Genomic DNA, 15,942 nt, shown 5'->3' with positions numbered 1-15,942 from the left:
CACGGCCATGAATGTGGTGATCGCGCAACTATAGAAGCGCACCAATGCATGGGCAAGGCCGGACGGTCGCGGTCGTGCTGGTGACGCTCGTCGGGCAGGGCCTGACCTTCGCACCGCTCGTGCGGATGCTCGGCTGGCGCGACTCCGGGCGGCCCGACTACGAGCCGGTGCCGACCGGTGGCATCGGCCGCACGGACGCCTCGGTGGCCAGCCGCGCGGCCAACCGCTCATCGAGGTACGCCGTCACCCGCGCGTCCTCAGCCGGCGTCAGTGTCGTCCGGCACAGGTAGCGAGGCTGCTTGTCTGCGCAGTCCAGACGGTACGCCTCCCGCATCCGAACGGCGTGCGTGATCGACGTCCAGGGCAACCGCAAGGCCACATGGGCGGTGTGCCACTCGATGGCCTCCGCGGTGAACACGTACCGCACCGGCGCGCTCAACTCGGCATGGCGTCGCAGGTACGCCGAGCCGCTGATCAACCCCGCGATGAACCAGATCACCCCGAACGGGAGGCCGAACAGCCCGGCGAGAAGCCAGCCACCATCGGCCGTGACCGTGCCGAGGCTCGTGATCGACAACAGCAGGCCCGAAATCACGAACAGGAAACTCAGCGGCCGCAGATCCCGTCGCCGCGACCGCGTGTACCGGACGTCGGGGGTGACCAGCAGGTCGAACCCGTCCCCGATGCCCGCATCGTCGAGCTTCTCGTCGCCCACCCCGTACCCCCGTCGTCGTCGATACCAACCGCGAAGAACCTAGACGGTTCCGCTCGGCGAACCAGACCCGGCGGCACTCGGAAGGTGTCGATGATGCGACGAGCCTCGGTCCCGAGTCGATCGGTGGCTGCTCAGCAGCACGCCGCCCGGCGTGTCGTACCGCTCAGCAGCCACCGATCACCGCAGCGCCAGCGTCACCCGGCCGGTCGCGGGCCCGGACGGGTCCACCAGCAGGGTGTACTCCCCGGTTGCTGGCAGCGTGGCCGCCGTGATCCCGCCAGCCCCATTGATCACGCAGCCGCTGGTGATCAGGCTGTTGTCGGGGGCGCGCAGCTCCAGCACACCGCACTGGTCGGGCAGGGTGGCGGCGGTCGCGGTTACCGTCACGGAGGCGCCGGCGGTCGCGGTGAACCGGTAGCCGCTGACCGCACCGGGGCGGTCCACGTCCGCGACGACCGGCGGACCGCCGACCGCGATCGTCGCGTCCCGGTCGCGGCTGCTGACCAGCCGCAGTGTGGTCGTGCCGGTGGTGCGGCCCGTCGGATCGACCACCACCGTGTACGTCCCGCCGGCGGGCAACAGCGTGCCGTCGATCTCGCCGACGCCGTTGATCACACAGCCGCCGCTCAGCAACCGGTCTTCGGTGTCGCGCAGTTCCAGCGGGGTGCACTGGTTGGGAAGCGTGCTCGTGGGCACCTCGACGAAGACACGCTCGCCCTGCTGGCCGGCGAACCGGTACCGGGCCGCCGCGCCAGGCTGCTCCAGGGTCGCGGTGACCTCGGGGCCGTTCGCCTGGAGCGTGCCGTCGACGTCCCGGGCCGCGTACACCCGGACGGAGGCTCGTCCGGTGTCACCGGGGGCGGCGGTGACCCGCACGGCGTACGTGCCGGTGGTGGTGAGGTCGACGCGGTCGATGTACCCGACGCCGCCGATGACGCAGCCGGCTCCGATCAGCCGGTCGGTCGGGTCGGTGAGCACGTACGGCGAGCAGCGGTCGGCCATTCCCGGCGCGGTGACGTCGACGAAGACCGCGTCGCCCGCGCGGCCCGTGAACGTCAGCGGCTCACCGCCCGGCGTGAGGCTGGCCGCCGCGATCGGCACAGCGGTGATCGACGGGGCGGTGGGAGGGGCGATCCGTTCGGTGGTGGCCCCGGCGACGGCGAACTCACCACGCCCGCTGACGGCGACGTCGAAGACGCAGTCGGCGAGCGGGCCCGCGGCGGTGACGCCGGCCCACCGGCAGATCCGTTCGGCGGCGGCACGCCGGGCCGGGTCGAGGCCGGCGACGGTCACCTCCCGCTCGGGGAAGGTCCGGTCGGTGAACGTGCCGGTGTCCTCGCCGTCGCCGTAGGCGAACAGCGAGCGGTCCTGGGTGAGCCGCCAACTGTCCGCGTACGACGGGTAGAGCGTGGCGAACGGCACGGGCTGGGCGAGGGCCGCGCCGCCGGCGGGGGCGATGTCGTCGGCCGGGTCGCCGTCGAAGTCGCCGAGCAGGCCGCGTACCTTCCCGGCCCGGCCGTCGGCGAGCCGGACGAGCACCCGGTAGCCGTAACGGCCGATCTGGTCCACCGCCGCCGCCGAGCCGTCCGGCCACGTCACGTCGTACCCGTCGGTCTCTCCCGTGTCGGACGGACGGCGGGTGAGGTTGCCGCCGCCGGGCAGGTCGGTCCGTTTCGGCGGCGCGGCGACGGGCGTGCCGTCGACGTGCACGCGGGTGGCGCCGTCGGTGAGGGTCAGCGCGACGCGGTGGACGCCGATCCGGAACGCGACCGCCGAGTTGACCGAGGCGGAGCGGGAGCCCGCCATCGGCGACTGCCGGACCTGGACCTCCAGCGGGTCGCCGCCGGTCGCGGCGACCAGGGTGAACTCGCCGACGGCCTGGAAGTCGTAGGCGACCCGGTCGAAGGTGACCAGGTGCGGGTCGCCGTTGCTGCCGCCGCAGTCGGCGCCGTCCTCACACATCTTCACCGGCCCCTTCGGCGGGGGCGTCTTCTTCGGCGGCTTCTTGCACTCGTCGAGGCTCTTCGGCAACGGCTTGCCCTTGTAGTCCTTGCGCGGCGGCAGGCCCTTCGCCGCCCGGTAACGGTTCTCCGCCAACGTCGCCCGCACCTCGGCGGTGGGAATGCCCGTGCTCCCGCACTCGCCCGGTGGCACCGCGTCACGGGAGATGTCGTCGGCGTGGTTCAGCTCGTGGTAGAGCGCGGCGCAGGGATCCCGGGCCACCCCGTCCTCGTACGGGTCGGTGGAGGTCGGGTTCCAGGTGACGGTGGACGAGCCCTTGCCGTCGGGGCTGTCCGGCGTCTCGAACGCGCCGGAGCCGCCCGGGGTGGGGATGATCCGCACCTTCGGGCTCTTCTTGTCCTTGAGCCGGGGCAGGATCCCGGACGGATCCCCGCCCGGCGCGGCGAACCCGCTCAGACAGCCGTCCACGGCGGCCTGGAAGTCGACGCCCTTGATCGGCACGCCGGAGGTCGGGTCGACCGTGTAATCGGCGCGGGCCGATCGGGCCCCGCCGCCGACCAGCGCGCCGACGGCCACCAACAGCAGGACCACGGTCGCGGCGGTCGGCCGGCGTCGTACCCGCAGCAGGATCACCAGCGCGGCCAGGAGCAGCACCAGCAGCAGTACGCCGGCCGCCGGCCAGAGCCAGCGACGACCGGACGCGCCGCCGTCGCCGACCGTGAACGTGGCGCTCCGCAGGGCCGTCGCGCCCGGGCAGGGGTCGACCGCGCCGGTGACCGGCAGAGGCACGTAGCCGGCCGTCACCTCGTACCTTCCGGGAGCGCCGACCGGCCACAGCGAGTCGAGACCGCCGCCGTCCCCGGTGGCGGCCACCGAGCGGAGCACGACCTCGCCGGGCGGGTCACCCAACCGGATCCCGGTCAGCGTCACGATCGCGGTCGCACCAGGCTCGACAGTGGTCAGACCGGCGGTGGCCGCCGCGGCGATCCCGTCGTCGTGGAAGCTGCGGGCGAGCGTGGGCGTGAGATCGCGCCCGTCCCGGCGTACCCCGGTTATCTGGACGGTGCCGACGGCGGTGGTGGGCAGCGCGCACGCCGCCCCGGTGGAGTTCGTGACGGTGAGGTCCAGGCGGACCTGGTCACCGGCGCGGTAGTCCGCCTGCCCGGGCCGCAGGGCCAGGCCGAGACCACCGCCGTCGGGCGCCGCGGCGGCGCTCGCCGCCCCGGCCACCAGGGCCGTCACGAGTACGGCGAGTCCGGTAGCCGATCTCCGCGTCCACCTCATGGTGGGGACTGTAGGGGCGCGGCGACGGGATTCCCGTGCTCTGTCGGGGACCGGTCGCTGCGGGGGTAGGGCCTGCCCCACCGGCGACAGTCCCGCTCACCGGCTGTCACCTGGACGGGCCGCTTCATAGCCTACGAACAGGTTCTCTGTCGCTTACGGGGGTAGTCGTGAAGTTCTCCAGCAAAGACCCGCCAGTCGTGGTCGCAGAGCCGCCCGGGACGTCGTCCCGGATCGCCGACGTCGACGCCCTGCGCGCCGTGGCACTGCTGCTCATCCTGCTCGTCAACATCGCCTTCTTCGCCTCCGGTTACCCCTTCCACCTGGTTCCCGATCCCGCGCACGACTCGTGGGGTGACCAGGCGGCACTGTGGTCGGTCGAGCTGCTGTTCGCGATGAAGGCGTACCTTCTCTTCGCCTTCCTGTTCGGCTACAGCTTCACCCTCCAACTCGACTCCGCCGCCCGGCGCGGCGTCGACATCGTGCCCCGGTTCCGGCGACGGCTGGTCGGGCTCTTCGTCCTCGGCGTCCTGCACGCGGTGCTGCTGTTCCAGGGCGACATCCTGACCACGTACGCGCTGCTCGGCCTGGTCCTGCTCGCCATGCGACGAGTCGCGGTCGGGACCGCGCTGCGCGCAGCCGTACTGCTGACCGCCGGGATCGGTTTCGTCCTCGCGCTCGCGGCCGTCGGCGGAACCGAACTGGTCACCGACCCGGCGGCGGCGCTCGCCGCGGGGCAGCGGTCCACCGAGGCGCTCCAGGGCGGGCTCGGATCGGTGATCGCCGAGCACGTACGTCAACTGCCGGCGATGGTCGGCACGCTCCTCGTGCAGGGGCCGCTCGCCCTCTCGGCGTTCCTCTTCGGGTACGCGGCGGGACGTCGCCGGCTCCTCACCGACGTCGCGGGAAACCGGCAGCTCCTGCGCCGGGTGCAGCGCGTGGGCTATCCGATCGGCCTGGCCGGCGCCGTGGTCTTCGCCTCGGGTGGAGGCACCGGCAACCTGACCGGAGTGACGGTGGGCGTCCTGACCGCGCCGCTGCTCGCGGCCGCGTACGCCGCCACGCTCCTGGAGTTCTTCGCGACCGACCGGGGACGACGGGTCGTGACCGTGCTCGCGCCGGCCGGACGGATGTCCCTGTCCAACTACCTGGGTCAGTCGGTGCTCTGCGTACTGGTCTTCACCGGCGTCGGCCTGGGCCTCGCCGGTGCCGTCGCACCCCCGGTCGTGCTCCTCGTCGCGGTCGCGATCTACGGGGTGCAGGTCGCGGCCAGCGCGGCGTGGCTGACCCGGTTCCGGTACGGGCCGATGGAGTGGCTGTTGCGGGCCTGGACCGAGCAGCAGTGGCCCCGGTTGCGAGCTGCCGACCCGGCCTGACAGCGCCCCGACCAGGTCGTCCTGGAGCGCCACTCCACTCCGAGACCCCAGTATCGCGGCTCCGGCACGGATGGCGGCCATCCGTCCACGGTCGACACGCGGTCGCGCCCGACCGGTACGGTGGCCGGATCGAATCCTGTCGGTCCCGCCAGCCGGCTCAGGTTTGGGGAGGGTGCGTGACGTCCAGAGCTGCTGAGATCGCCGCCGAGCAGGCGTATTTCGATGCGGCGGCGGCGCACCGGGAGCGGCGCCGCGACGGACTGCGGGACCTGCCGTCCGCCGCGGCCCACGCCGGCGCGGCCGCGCACCTGCGCCGGTACGCGGACGCGGCGCAGCGGGCGTTGGGCGCGGCCGACGAAGCGGTGGCGTTCGGCCGGGTGGACGCCGAGACGGGCGGGACCTGCTACGTCGGACGGCACCTGATCCGGAACGCCGAAGGCGAGGTGCTGGTGGTCAACTGGCACGCCCCGGCCGCTGCGGGCTGGTTTGCGGCAACCCCGGAAAACCCGGCGGGGGTACGCCGCAAGCGCGCCTTCGTCTGCGCCGGGAGCACGATCGAGGAGATCGCCGACACCATCCTCACCGAGATCGCCGAGGCGGTGGACGCACGGCTGCTGGCCGATCTGGCCCGGGGACGTACCGGCAGCATGCGGGACATCGTGGCCACCATCCAGGCCGCCCAGTTCGCGCTGATCCGCGCCCCGCGCGACCAGGTGCTGGTGATCGAGGGCGGTCCGGGCACCGGCAAGAGCGCGGTGGCGCTGCACCGGGTGTCCTGGCTGCTGTTCAACCACCGCGAGGACATGTCTGCGGCCGACGTGCTGGTGGTCGGGCCGCACCCGACCTTCGTCCGGTACATCGGCCAGGTGCTGCCGGCGCTGGGCGATGACGGGGTGGAGCTGCTCGACGTCGGCCGGCTCGGTCCGGACGTGCCGCGGGGCCGCACCGAGCCCGACGCGGTCGCCCGGATCAAGGGCGAGGCCCGGATGGCGGGTCTCCTGGCCCGCGCGCTCAACGCCCGGGTGGGCACACCGGACCCGGCCGAGCGGCTGCTGGTCGGTGGCCGGTTCGTCACGCTGCCCGGCGCGGAGGTCGCGGAGGCGCTGGCCGTGGCGCGCGCGGCCGACCTGCCGTACGCGGGCCGGCGCCGACTGCTGCGGGACCGGCTCGCCGCGCTGGTGGCCGACCGGGCCGGGGTCGCCAGGGCCGGGGCGGACGCGGTCGGCAACCTCGTCGAGCGGCTCTGGCCCCAGCAGACCGCCGCGGTTCTGCTGCGCGGCCTGCTCGGCTCCAACGCGCGGCTGCGGGCGGCTGCCGGAGACGAGTTCACCCCGGCGGAGGTGACGGCGCTGCACCGGCGTGGCGCGGACCGGTTGTCCCACGAGACCTGGTCGGCGGCGGACCTGCCGTTGCTGGACGAGCTGGCGCATCTGATCGACGGGCCGGGCCGGCGGTACGCCCACGTGGTGGTCGACGAGGCGCAGGATCTGTCGCCGATGCAGTTGCGCGCGGTGGCTCGGCGCAGCGCCACCGGGTCGCTGACGGTGGTCGGCGATTTCGCCCAGTCCACCGGTAACTGGGCCCGTGACTCGTGGGACGAGGTGCTTGCCCACCTGCCGACAGTCCAACCGGCAAGGATCACGCACCTGCGGTACGGCTACCGCGTACCCCGACAGGCGTACGCGACGGCGGCGCCGCTGCTTCCGGTGGCCGCGCCGGGCGTGACGCCGGTGGAGGTGGTCCGGGACGGTCCGGCGGAGACCGGCGTGCACCGGGTCGGCCCGGCCGAACTGCCCGGCCGGGCGGTAGCGGTGGCGCGGGAGCACGCAGAGGCCGGCCGGTTCGTCGGGGTGGTCTGCCCGCCCCGGCAGCGCCGGACCGTGGAGGCAGCCCTGGCCGCCAACGGCATGGCGTGGAGCAGCGCCGACCGGGGCGAGTTGGGCGGCGCGGTCAACCTGATCAGCCCGCAGGAGGCCAAGGGCCTGGAGTTCGACGCGGTGGTGGTGGTCGAGCCGGTGGAGATCGTGGCCAGCGACGAGCGGGGGCACCGGTTGCTCTACGTGGCGTTGACGCGCACCACCGGATACCTCGACATCGTCTGCACCGGCGACCCGGTGCCGTTGGACGCCCCGGTCCGCTCTCGCCCACCGGTGGACGGCGAGCCGGACGCGGCGTTCTCCCGGCGGGAGACGCGCCGGCTGGCCGAGCACCTGGCCGGTCAGCTGCGCGGAGCCGCCCCGCCCGAGTTCTGGGCCGACGTGCTGGCCGAGGTGCGGGCGACGCTGCTGCCGGACGGCGCGATCAGCTCCGCAGAGCCGGCGGACGACTGACGGCGGCCGAGTCGAGGCGGCGGCCGACCGTCCACTGGAGGATGTCGTGCTCGATGTCGGCCTTCTTGGCCTTGCTGGGCACCGCGATACCCAACTCCCGGGCCAGCGCCCGCAGCTTCACGACGGTGAGCTTCAGATCGGCGAGGTAGCGGGTGCCGGCCGCCCGATCGCCGATCGCCGCGAGATCGGTCCGGACCCGGTCGGCGTCCACCCCGGCCGACGCCGGGGCGGCGGCCGAACGGGCCGCAGGCCGGGCCCGGTCGACCACGGCCAGCTTCGCGGTGCCGTCGGCCAGCGCGGCGATCCGGTCGACGGGAAGCGTGCGGACGAACTCCGCCACCCGCAGGAGTACGGCGTGGGCGAGGTCGGCGGGGTCGGTCACCGGTGGTACTCCTTCTAGGGGCGGGTGCGGGCCAGGAACTCGCTGGCCAGCTGCTGCAGCTCGTACTGCACTTTCTCGTTGGCGTTCGGCACCAGAACGGCGGGTAGCCGCCGTTCACCGGCGGTGCCGAACAGGGTCTTGTTCTCCCGGATGGTCTGCCGGAACACCGGGACCTCGAGGCTGTCGGTGTGCGCCATGTAGTTTCGGGACGCCGTTATCGGGCCGCTCCCGGCGTACTGGATCATAGTGAACACCACGCCCAGGTACTGCGGGTCGATGGTCGGCCCGGGTGCGGCGACCCGGTTGAAGTCGCGGACCAACTCGGACACCTTGCTGCGCAGGTAGTCGATGCCGAGGGTGGACAGGTAGTCCGGCTTCGCCGGGGTCAGGATGTGGTCGCTGGCCACGATGCCGGTGCGGGTGACCATCGTGAAGTTGGGCGCGCAGTCGATCAGGATGTCGTCGTAATCGGCGAACTCCTCGGTGCCGAGCGCGTCGGCCAGCGACCGGTGCAGCGGCAGGAAGTGCGGGCTGCCGTGTTGGAAGCGGGAACCGCCGAGTGCCGCGGCGATGTCCAGGTCGACGTCGACGAGTTGCAGGTGGGAGGCGACCAGGTCGAGCCGGCCGCCGTCGGGCAGCAGGGCGTTGACCGGCTCCGGGGTGAGCAGGTACGGGTGCAGTGGATCGGTGGGTCCGTCGGCCAGCAACGAGCCGTACCACTGCAGGATCGTCTTCTCGTACGCGAGGTTCCGCTCCCAGTCCTCCGCCGAGTAGAACGAGAAGGTGAGACTGGCCTGGGGGTCGAGGTCGACCAGCAGGACCCGGCGACCGCGGGCGGCCAGCTCGGCGCCGATGTTCGCGGTGATCGTGGTCTTGCCGACGCCGCCCTTGTAGTTGATCACGGACGTGATGCTCATTCCGCTCCCCGCATCGAACCATCTTCGCAGTTCGGGCCGGAAACGCGAAGAAGGCCCCGACGCGGTGTGAACCACCAGGTCAGGGCCTTGCTCGTTGGTGCGCCGCCAGGGACTCGAACCCCGAACCCGCGGATTAAGAGTCCGCTGCTCTGCCAGTTGAGCTAGCGGCGCTCGTTCGGCAACGGAGAGAACATTAGCACCCCGCCATTGCGGGCTCCAATCCGGTTACCCGACTCCCCCCTTCGGTCGAGCTTAACGGGCATACAGCCACAAACCAGCCCTCGGGGCTGGGACGGGGGCGTGGGTCCGGCCACTGATACGGCACGATGTCCGCCAGGTACGCGAGAACAGAGGTGGGGATGGCACGGTTCACGCGAGCCGGGGCGGTGGTGGGCGCTCTGACCCTGGCGGCGGCGCTGGCACTGACCGGGTGCGGCGACGAGCAGAAGAAACCGGAATTCGTCGGCGGGACGTCGGCGGATGCGGGTACCGCACCCGACTCGGCCGCGCCGTCGACGAGCGGCGAGCCCAGCGCGCCCAGTGGGCCGGCGCTGACGCTGAGCCCGGCCGACGGCACGAAGAACAAGCCCGTGAGTACGGAGATCAGCGCCAAGCTGCCGAGCGGCGGGAAGGTGTCCACGGTCACCCTGACCGCGGCCAGCGGCGCGACCGTGGAGGGCAAGCTCCGCGCCGACGGCTCGGCCTGGGTGCCGTCCGCGCCCCTGAAGTGGGGTACGAAGTACACGGCCACGGTGACGGCGAGCACGCCGGACGGCACGAGCAGCCAGGGCACCAGTTCCTTCACCACGATGGCCAAGCCGAAGTCGACGATCGGGTCCGGCCTGTACCTCTTCGACGACAAGAGCTACGGCGTCGCGATGCCGGTGGTGACCGAGTTCCACCCGGGCATCCCCAAGAAGGACCGGGCGGCGGTGCAGAAGCGGATGTTCGTCAAGACCGACCCGCCGCAGCCGGGCGCCTGGCACTGGGTCGACAACGGCACGCAGGCGTACTACCGGGCGCCGGAGTACTGGAAGCCGGGCACCACCATCAGCGTCCGGATCGCGTTGGCCGGGGTGCCGTTGAGCAACGGCAGGTACGGCGACATCGACCGCAAGGCCACCGCCAAGATCGGCCGGTCGTTGGTGATGAAGGTCGACAACGCCACGAAGAAGATGTCGGTGTACGAGAACGGCGCGCTGACGCGCACCATCCCGGTGAGCCTGGGCAAGAAGAGCACCCCGTCGTCCAGCGGGACGATGGTCGTGATGGAGAAGAAGGAAGCCACGGTCTTCGACACCCGTGACGATCCCGATCCGGCCAACCGCTACGTCACCGACATCCAGTTCGCCCAGCGGCTCACCTGGGGCGGCGAGTACATCCACGCCGCGCCCTGGTCGGAGCACGTGCAGGGACGGCAGAACGTCTCGCACGGGTGCGTGAACGTGTCGACGGCCAACGCCAAGTGGCTGTTCGACAAGACCCGGATCGGCGACCCGATCACGATCAAGGGCACCGAGCGCAAGATCGTCGCCGGCAACGGCTGGACGGCGTGGAGTCTGAGCTGGTCGGAGTTCATCAAGGGCAGCGCGCTGCCGGTGCCCAAGGGTGGATCCGGCGCGGCGCTCTGAGCGTCCGGCGTCGTCGCGCCGGCCCTGCCGATGGCACGGGCCGGCGCGTACCCTTGCACTGCCGCGACGTGACGACGGCGGCGGAGACCCTTCGGCTTCGGCAGGAAGACGAACCCCAATCACGAAACGCCGGATAGTAACAAAAATCCGACATCGTGTTCGGCGTGTTCCTGCCCACCCTCGGCAACCAGGACCGGTTCTGACACGTCTCTAAGAGACGATGGGTCAGCGACCACGACTGTGAGGACATCATGCGAGCTAGCCAGGACCAGCTGATCCGGCCCCGCGGACGACGCCGCGTGCTCGCGGCGGGGCTCCTCGCCGTGGCGTTGGCCTTCACCTCCGCCTGCACCGACGGCGACGGCGGCGGCAAGCCGTCCTCGTGGCAGGGCGGGGCCGAGACACCCGCGCCCAAGGCGGCGGCGACCATCGCCGAACCGGCGGCCGACGCCAAGGACGTCCCCGCCTCCACCGGCATCACCTTCACCACGAAGGATGCCCAGGAGACCGCCGTCGAGCTCAAGGACGCGGCCGGCAAGGCGGTCAAGGGGACCCTCGCGGCGGACGGCAAGTCGTGGTTGCCGAGCGAAGCCCTGGAATACGGCACCAGCTACACCGCCACGGTCACGGCCACCGGCGACGACGGTCTGCCGGCCACCGCGACCAGCACCTTCACCACGATGGCCAAGCCCGACAAGCAGATCCGGGTGAGCAGCTTCCTCGGCGACAACCAGCAGGTCGGTGTCGGGATGCCGTTGATCGTGAAGTTCAGCCGGGACATCCCGGAGGACTACCGCGACGACGTGCAGCGCCGCATGACGGTGACCTCGACGCCGGCCCAGGAGGGCATCTGGCACTGGGTCAGCCCGACCGAGGTCCGGTACCGGCCGAAGGAGTTCTGGAAGGCGAACAGCAAGGTCTCGTACCGCGTCCAGGCGGGTGGCCTGCCGATGGGCGACGGCTACTACGGCCGCGCGGACCTGTCGGTGGACATCAAGATCGGCCCCAAGCTGATCATGACGGTCGACAACAAGACCAAGCGGATGACGGTGACCCGCGACGGCAAGGTGATCAAGACGATCCCGGTCAGCCTGGGCAAGAAGAGCACCCCCTCGTCCAGCGGCACCATGATCGTGATCGAGAAGCTGCGCAAGACCGTCTTCGACACGTTCGAGGAGCTGGGCCCCGAGGACGGCTACCGCACCAAGATTGACTTCGCGCAGCGCCTCACCTGGGGCGGCGAGTTCATCCACGCGGCCCCCTGGTCCGAGGGCCAGCAGGGCAGCGTCAACGTCTCACACGGCTGCGTGAACGTGTCGATGGCGAACGGCGACTGGCTGTTCAAGAACACCGAGGTCGGTGACCCGATCACCGTCAAGGGGACCGAACGCAAGCTCCAGAACGGCAACGGCTGGACGGACTGGAACATGAGCTGGGACGAGTACGTCAAGGGCAGTGCCCTCCCGTACGACCCGGACGCCCCGGCGGCCCCGGACGCCGCCGGCACCCCGTCGCCCACGCCGACCGCCTGATCCAGACCGACACCGGGCTTCCCGGAATCGGGGTGTCCCATCAGCGGGGACACCCCGATTCCGGCAACCTTCACCGTTTGATGGGCTAGCGGTTCGTCACCGAATCCAGCCCACGATCCGGTCATACAGTTCACTCGGCTCGTCGTCGGGTCGCTCCTGGCTGGCGACGTAATACAGGGCACCGACGTGCATGGAAAGACCGACACGATCGCGGCCGTAGAGCTCGAACAGGCTGGCCTGTGCGGGCGGGCAGGGCCACGACGTGCCCGGCGCGCAGCTCTTGCACTCCCACTCGGGGCGGTGCGGTACGTGCTCGTCAGCGAGCCGCGCCTCAAGCGCGGTCAGTTCGCGGATCGCCTGCTGGTGGCGGGCCACTACAGCGGCCCGAGCGGTGGTCGCTTCTTCCATCATGGTCTCGGCCCATCGGCGAGATGCTCGGCCCGCTGACGGGCCGCGAAATCGAGCAGGCGCCGCTGTGCGGCCAGCCGGTCTGCGGCTTCCCAGGCCCGGCCGGCCGTGGGGTCGCAACGGGGGCACCGCCGAATGATTCGTTTGATCATGTGCCACATCGCCATTCCTTCCCGTGGAGGGGGCCGCAGGTCGAGATATCGCTGGCCACGCGGCATCTGGGCTACCCGCCGCCGGCGGCATGGTTGCTGACCGGAGCCATTCGGTAGCGAGTAGTCATTCAAAAGCTAGTGCACTAGGTATGCCGAGACAAGCTTGTCGCGCAAACTTGGCACACCAGGTTGTCTGTGATCGACTGGTCGCGCTGACCGGAGGTTTAGTCCCCATGGCCAAGACGCCTGCCTATCTGGCGATCGCCGCCGAGTTGCGCGCCGAGATCCAGTCCGGCGCGTTGGCGGCGGGTGCCAAGTTGCCGAGCGAGTCCAAACTCATGACCCGGTTCGGCGTGAGCCGCACCGTCGCCAAGTGGGCGATCAGCGTGCTCAAGGGTGAAGGCCTCGTCGTGGGCCGCCCCGGTTCCGGCGTCTACGTCCAAGCCGGCCGCCGACTGGAGCGACGTGCGCCAAGCCGCGACGTCCGGAGCAACGCTGGACCGACGTCGCCGTTCGCCCGGGACGCGGCCCGCGCCGGCCAGCAGGCCACCTGGGAGCACGAAAGTCGCCACGACCAGGCCGACGAGCTGATCGCGGTACGCCTCGGCGTCGAGCCGGGAACACCGGTAATGCGAACGACCTACCGGTTCCTCTCCGACGACGAGCCGGTCCAACTCTCGACGTCGTACGAGCCGTTGAGCATCACGGGCGGTACGTCGATCGAGTGGCCAGAGGACGGCGCGGCCGTGGGCGTGGTCGCCCGGATGGACGCGATCGGTGTTCGAGTCGATGAGTTCGAAGAGCGGATCAGTAGTCGGCCCGCGCTGGACGCCGAGGCGGACGCGCTGCGCCTGCCAGGCAGACCGGCGGACGTGTACGAGATCGCTCGGACGTACTACGCGGCGGGCATGCCGGTCGAGACGGCGATCATCGTGCTGCCCCGCGGGCGATACGAGCTGATCTACCGGATACCGGTGGACTGAGTTCCCCTACCAGTCCCCCACAACGGCTCAGGCCCCCTCCGAAGAGGGGGCCTGAGCTGCGGTGGGGTAAATCCACCAACCGGGTGACTGATGGGAATTGAACCCACGACAACCGGGACCACAACCCGGTGCTCTGCCAACTGAGCTACAGCCACCATGCCTCCGACACCAGGTCTGTCGCCCCGGGCGTCGTGCGGACCAATAATAGCCCCACCACCGCGCGCGGCGTCCAGCGGGTTCCCCGCCGGCCGAGCGGCGCCGGATCAGAGCTCGGCGGCGATGCCCTTGGCAGTCTCGACGTCCGGGCCGGGCAGCGGCACGAAGATGGTGCGCCGGTAGTACTCCAGCTCGCGGATGCTCTCGCGGATGTCGGCGAGCGCCCGGTGCGCCAGGCCCTTCTGCGGCTGACCGAAGTACACGCGGGGGTACCAGCGGCGGCAGAGTTCCTTGATCGACGACACGTCGATCATGCGGTAGTGCAGGTGCGCGTCGAGGCGGGGCATGTCCCGGGCGATGAAGCCGCGGTCGGTGGCGATCGAGTTGCCGCACAGCGGCGCGGTGCGCGGGTCCTTCACGAAGGTGCTCACGTACTCCAGCACCCGGTCCTCGGCCTCGGCCAGGGTGACCGCCGACCGACGGACCTCCTCGGTGAGGCCGGACTTGGCGTGCATCGTCTGGACGATCTCCGGCATCGCCTCCAGCGCCGCCTCGTCGGCGTGGATCACCACGTCGACACCATCACCGAGCACGTTGAGGTCGGGGTCGGTGACCAGCGCCGCGACCTCGATCAGCTTGTCACTGCCGAGGTCCAACCCGGTCATCTCACAGTCGATCCAGACGAGGAGGTCAGCCACCGGGACAGCCTACGCGCAGCCCACGCCCCGCTGCTGCGCGCTCTTCAGGGGGTGGACCGCTAGGGTTTCTCAAGTGCCAGCCGAACCCATCGCACCGCCCGCCGTCACCGACGACGACCCCGGTGGCCGTACGGTCCGTCGGCTGGTCGCGATCGTGGCGCTGGTCGCCGTGCTGCCGGCGCTCTACCTGCGCAACCTGGTGCACAACTTCTTCGATCTGAAGATCTATATGTCGGCGATGGACTGGTGGACGGCCGGTCACCCGCTCTACGACTACGTCCAGCCGGACCGGGTGCAGGGTGAGTTGTACTTCACGTACCCGCCGTTCAGCGCCCTGTTGTTGTGGCCGTTCGGGCTGCTCCGGCTCGGCGTCACCGTGACGATCTTCACGGTGCTCACGGTGGCGGCGGTGGTGCTGACCACCCGGTGGCTGGTGATGCCCGTGATCGTCCGCCATGACCTGCCCCGCACGTTCACCCTGACCGTCGCCGTGCTGCTGGTGCTGGCCGTGGAGATCACCCGCGAGACGATCACCCTCGGGCAGATCAACATGCTGTTGGTCGTGCTGATCCTGGCGGACCTGTTGTTCGCCGTACCGCAGGCGCGGCGCTGGGCCGGGGTCGGCATCGGGCTGGCGACGGCGCTCAAGCTCTTTCCGGGAATCTTCATCGTGTACCTGGTGGCCACCCGCAGGTGGCGGGCCGCCGCGGTGGCGAGCGTGACGGCCGCGGCGGCGACCCTGCTGGCGGCGGCGGTCGCGCCCGGCGACTCCTGGCGGTTCTGGACACAGGAGTTGTGGGACACCGATCGGGTGGGACGCACCGACTATGTCGGCAACCAGTCGGTCTTCGGTCTGCTGAGCCGGTTCACCGCTCCGGAGAAGCCGGACCGGCTGCTGTGGTTGGTGATCGTGGCGGCGGTGGCCGGCTACGGACTGTGGCGGGCTGCCCGGGCCGCGCGGGCTGGTGACGCGTTGACCGGCCTGACCCTGACCGGCCTGGTCGGTGCTCTGATCAGTCCGATCACCTGGACCCACCACATCTACTGGTTCGTGCCGGCGGTGGTGCTGCTCGCCGACGCCGCGCTCAGCGCGAAGCGCCCGGACGAGGCACGCCGGCGGTGGTGGTCCGCCGCGCTCGCCGTGGGCACCACCGCCGTGATCGTCTACGGCGTGGTGACGTTCCAGAAGTGGGGTACGGCGCCGGTCCGCACCCACGATCCGGTCGACTTCGTCCTGCAGAACCCCTACGTCCTGCTCAGTCTGCTGCTGCTGGTGGCGCTGCCGGTGCGCGTGTACCGCCCGGTCCGCACGGAGGAAAATTCGCGCCAAATGGACACAAGTCCCCAGTAATGTCCATCGCCGCTAATCTGAACCCATCTACCTCAAGCGTCGCTCGGGTAGCACCGCTCCCCCGGTGA

Annotated in this window: 12 protein-coding genes and 2 tRNA genes; 6 read left to right on the top strand and 8 right to left on the bottom strand. The window is 70.9% G+C overall.

All coding sequences use genetic code 11. From position 1 onward, the window contains the following. Window positions 1-157: 157 nt before the first annotated feature. Together ACQP0N_RS06440 and ACQP0N_RS06435 are read right to left on the bottom strand one after the other, a co-directional pair. Window positions 158-715, bottom strand: a complete 558-nt coding sequence (locus ACQP0N_RS06440; RefSeq protein ID WP_433118369.1) for a hypothetical protein — start codon at window positions 713-715, stop codon at window positions 158-160. Between the two features lie 177 nt (window positions 716-892). Beyond that, window positions 893-3,961: a VWD domain-containing protein gene (locus tag ACQP0N_RS06435; protein ID WP_433118367.1), complete on the bottom strand. Its 3,069-nt coding sequence runs from the start codon at window positions 3,959-3,961 to the stop codon at window positions 893-895. 167 nt (window positions 3,962-4,128) lie between these two features. Here ACQP0N_RS06435 and ACQP0N_RS06430 point away from each other — a divergent pair, with 167 nt between their 5' ends. After that, entirely contained in the window at window positions 4,129-5,334 is a 1,206-nt protein-coding gene (locus tag ACQP0N_RS06430; RefSeq protein WP_433118366.1) for a DUF418 domain-containing protein, read from the top strand. Window positions 5,335-5,510: 176 nt separating this feature from the next. Then, entirely contained in the window at window positions 5,511-7,664 is a 2,154-nt protein-coding gene (locus ACQP0N_RS06425; RefSeq protein ID WP_433118364.1) for a HelD family protein, read from the top strand. Here ACQP0N_RS06425 and ACQP0N_RS06420 read toward each other — a convergent pair. From ACQP0N_RS06420 to ACQP0N_RS06410, 3 genes are all read right to left on the bottom strand, one after another. Next, window positions 7,636-8,046 carry a hypothetical protein gene (locus tag ACQP0N_RS06420; RefSeq protein ID WP_433118362.1) on the bottom strand — a complete coding sequence of 137 codons (411 nt, stop codon included), beginning with the start codon at window positions 8,044-8,046 and terminating at the stop codon, window positions 7,636-7,638. The genes ACQP0N_RS06425 and ACQP0N_RS06420 overlap by 29 nt on opposite strands. A gap of 14 nt (window positions 8,047-8,060) precedes the next feature. Beyond that, window positions 8,061-8,963 (bottom strand): ParA family protein, encoded by a 903-nt coding sequence (locus ACQP0N_RS06415; protein WP_433118360.1) that lies wholly within the window; start codon window positions 8,961-8,963, stop codon window positions 8,061-8,063. Window positions 8,964-9,058: 95 nt separating this feature from the next. Continuing rightward, a tRNA-Lys gene (locus ACQP0N_RS06410) sits at window positions 9,059-9,134 on the bottom strand. Window positions 9,135-9,322: 188 nt separating this feature from the next. Here ACQP0N_RS06410 and ACQP0N_RS06405 point away from each other — a divergent pair. Both ACQP0N_RS06405 and ACQP0N_RS06400 read left to right on the top strand, forming a co-directional pair. Further along, the gene (locus ACQP0N_RS06405; RefSeq protein WP_433118358.1) at window positions 9,323-10,594 is read left to right on the top strand and encodes an Ig-like domain-containing protein; all 1,272 of its coding nucleotides are present in this window, start codon (window positions 9,323-9,325) and stop codon (window positions 10,592-10,594) included. Between the two features lie 251 nt (window positions 10,595-10,845). Then, window positions 10,846-12,126 carry an Ig-like domain-containing protein gene (locus ACQP0N_RS06400; protein ID WP_433118356.1) on the top strand — a complete coding sequence of 427 codons (1,281 nt, stop codon included), beginning with the start codon at window positions 10,846-10,848 and terminating at the stop codon, window positions 12,124-12,126. Between the two features lie 96 nt (window positions 12,127-12,222). Here ACQP0N_RS06400 and ACQP0N_RS06395 read toward each other — a convergent pair whose 3' ends face one another. Further along, a complete protein-coding gene (locus ACQP0N_RS06395; RefSeq protein ID WP_433118354.1) occupies window positions 12,223-12,537 on the bottom strand; it encodes a hypothetical protein in 315 nt (104 codons plus the stop codon). 382 nt (window positions 12,538-12,919) lie between these two features. Here ACQP0N_RS06395 and ACQP0N_RS06390 point away from each other — a divergent pair, with 382 nt between their 5' ends. Further along, the gene (locus ACQP0N_RS06390; RefSeq protein WP_433118352.1) at window positions 12,920-13,669 is read left to right on the top strand and encodes a GntR family transcriptional regulator; all 750 of its coding nucleotides are present in this window, start codon (window positions 12,920-12,922) and stop codon (window positions 13,667-13,669) included. A gap of 82 nt (window positions 13,670-13,751) precedes the next feature. Here ACQP0N_RS06390 and ACQP0N_RS06385 read toward each other — a convergent pair. Next, window positions 13,752-13,824: transfer RNA gene (locus ACQP0N_RS06385), tRNA-His, on the bottom strand. A 108-nt stretch (window positions 13,825-13,932) separates the two neighbouring features. Then, complete coding sequence (orn, locus tag ACQP0N_RS06380; RefSeq protein WP_234581559.1) at window positions 13,933-14,490, bottom strand: oligoribonuclease; 558 nt, start codon at window positions 14,488-14,490, stop codon at window positions 13,933-13,935. 106 nt (window positions 14,491-14,596) lie between these two features. Here orn and ACQP0N_RS06375 point away from each other — a divergent pair, with 106 nt between their 5' ends. Next, window positions 14,597-15,874, top strand: coding sequence for a glycosyltransferase 87 family protein (locus ACQP0N_RS06375; RefSeq protein ID WP_433118350.1), 1,278 nt, complete (start codon window positions 14,597-14,599; stop codon window positions 15,872-15,874). Window positions 15,875-15,942: the final 68 nt, after the last annotated feature.

The organism is Micromonospora sp. CA-246542, assembly GCF_050942905.1.
GTDB lineage: Bacteria > Actinomycetota > Actinomycetes > Mycobacteriales > Micromonosporaceae > Micromonospora.
The sequence above is the reverse complement of the archived record's forward strand: the minus strand, read 5'-3'. Positions and strand labels throughout refer to the sequence as shown.

Excerpts from the sequence above, each read along its gene's own strand:
- ACQP0N_RS06435 (WP_433118367.1), bottom strand. The coding sequence starts at position 3,961 with ATGAGGTGGACGCGGAGATCGGCTACCGGACTCGCCGTACTCGTGACG.
- ACQP0N_RS06415 (WP_433118360.1), bottom strand. The coding sequence starts at position 8,963 with ATGAGCATCACGTCCGTGATCAACTACAAGGGCGGCGTCGGCAAGACC.
- ACQP0N_RS06405 (WP_433118358.1), top strand. The coding sequence starts at position 9,323 with ATGGCACGGTTCACGCGAGCCGGGGCGGTGGTGGGCGCTCTGACCCTG.
- ACQP0N_RS06400 (WP_433118356.1), top strand. The coding sequence starts at position 10,846 with ATGCGAGCTAGCCAGGACCAGCTGATCCGGCCCCGCGGACGACGCCGC.
- ACQP0N_RS06395 (WP_433118354.1), bottom strand. The coding sequence starts at position 12,537 with ATGATGGAAGAAGCGACCACCGCTCGGGCCGCTGTAGTGGCCCGCCAC.
- ACQP0N_RS06390 (WP_433118352.1), top strand. The coding sequence starts at position 12,920 with ATGGCCAAGACGCCTGCCTATCTGGCGATCGCCGCCGAGTTGCGCGCC.
- orn (WP_234581559.1), bottom strand. The coding sequence starts at position 14,490 with ATGACCGGGTTGGACCTCGGCAGTGACAAGCTGATCGAGGTCGCGGCG.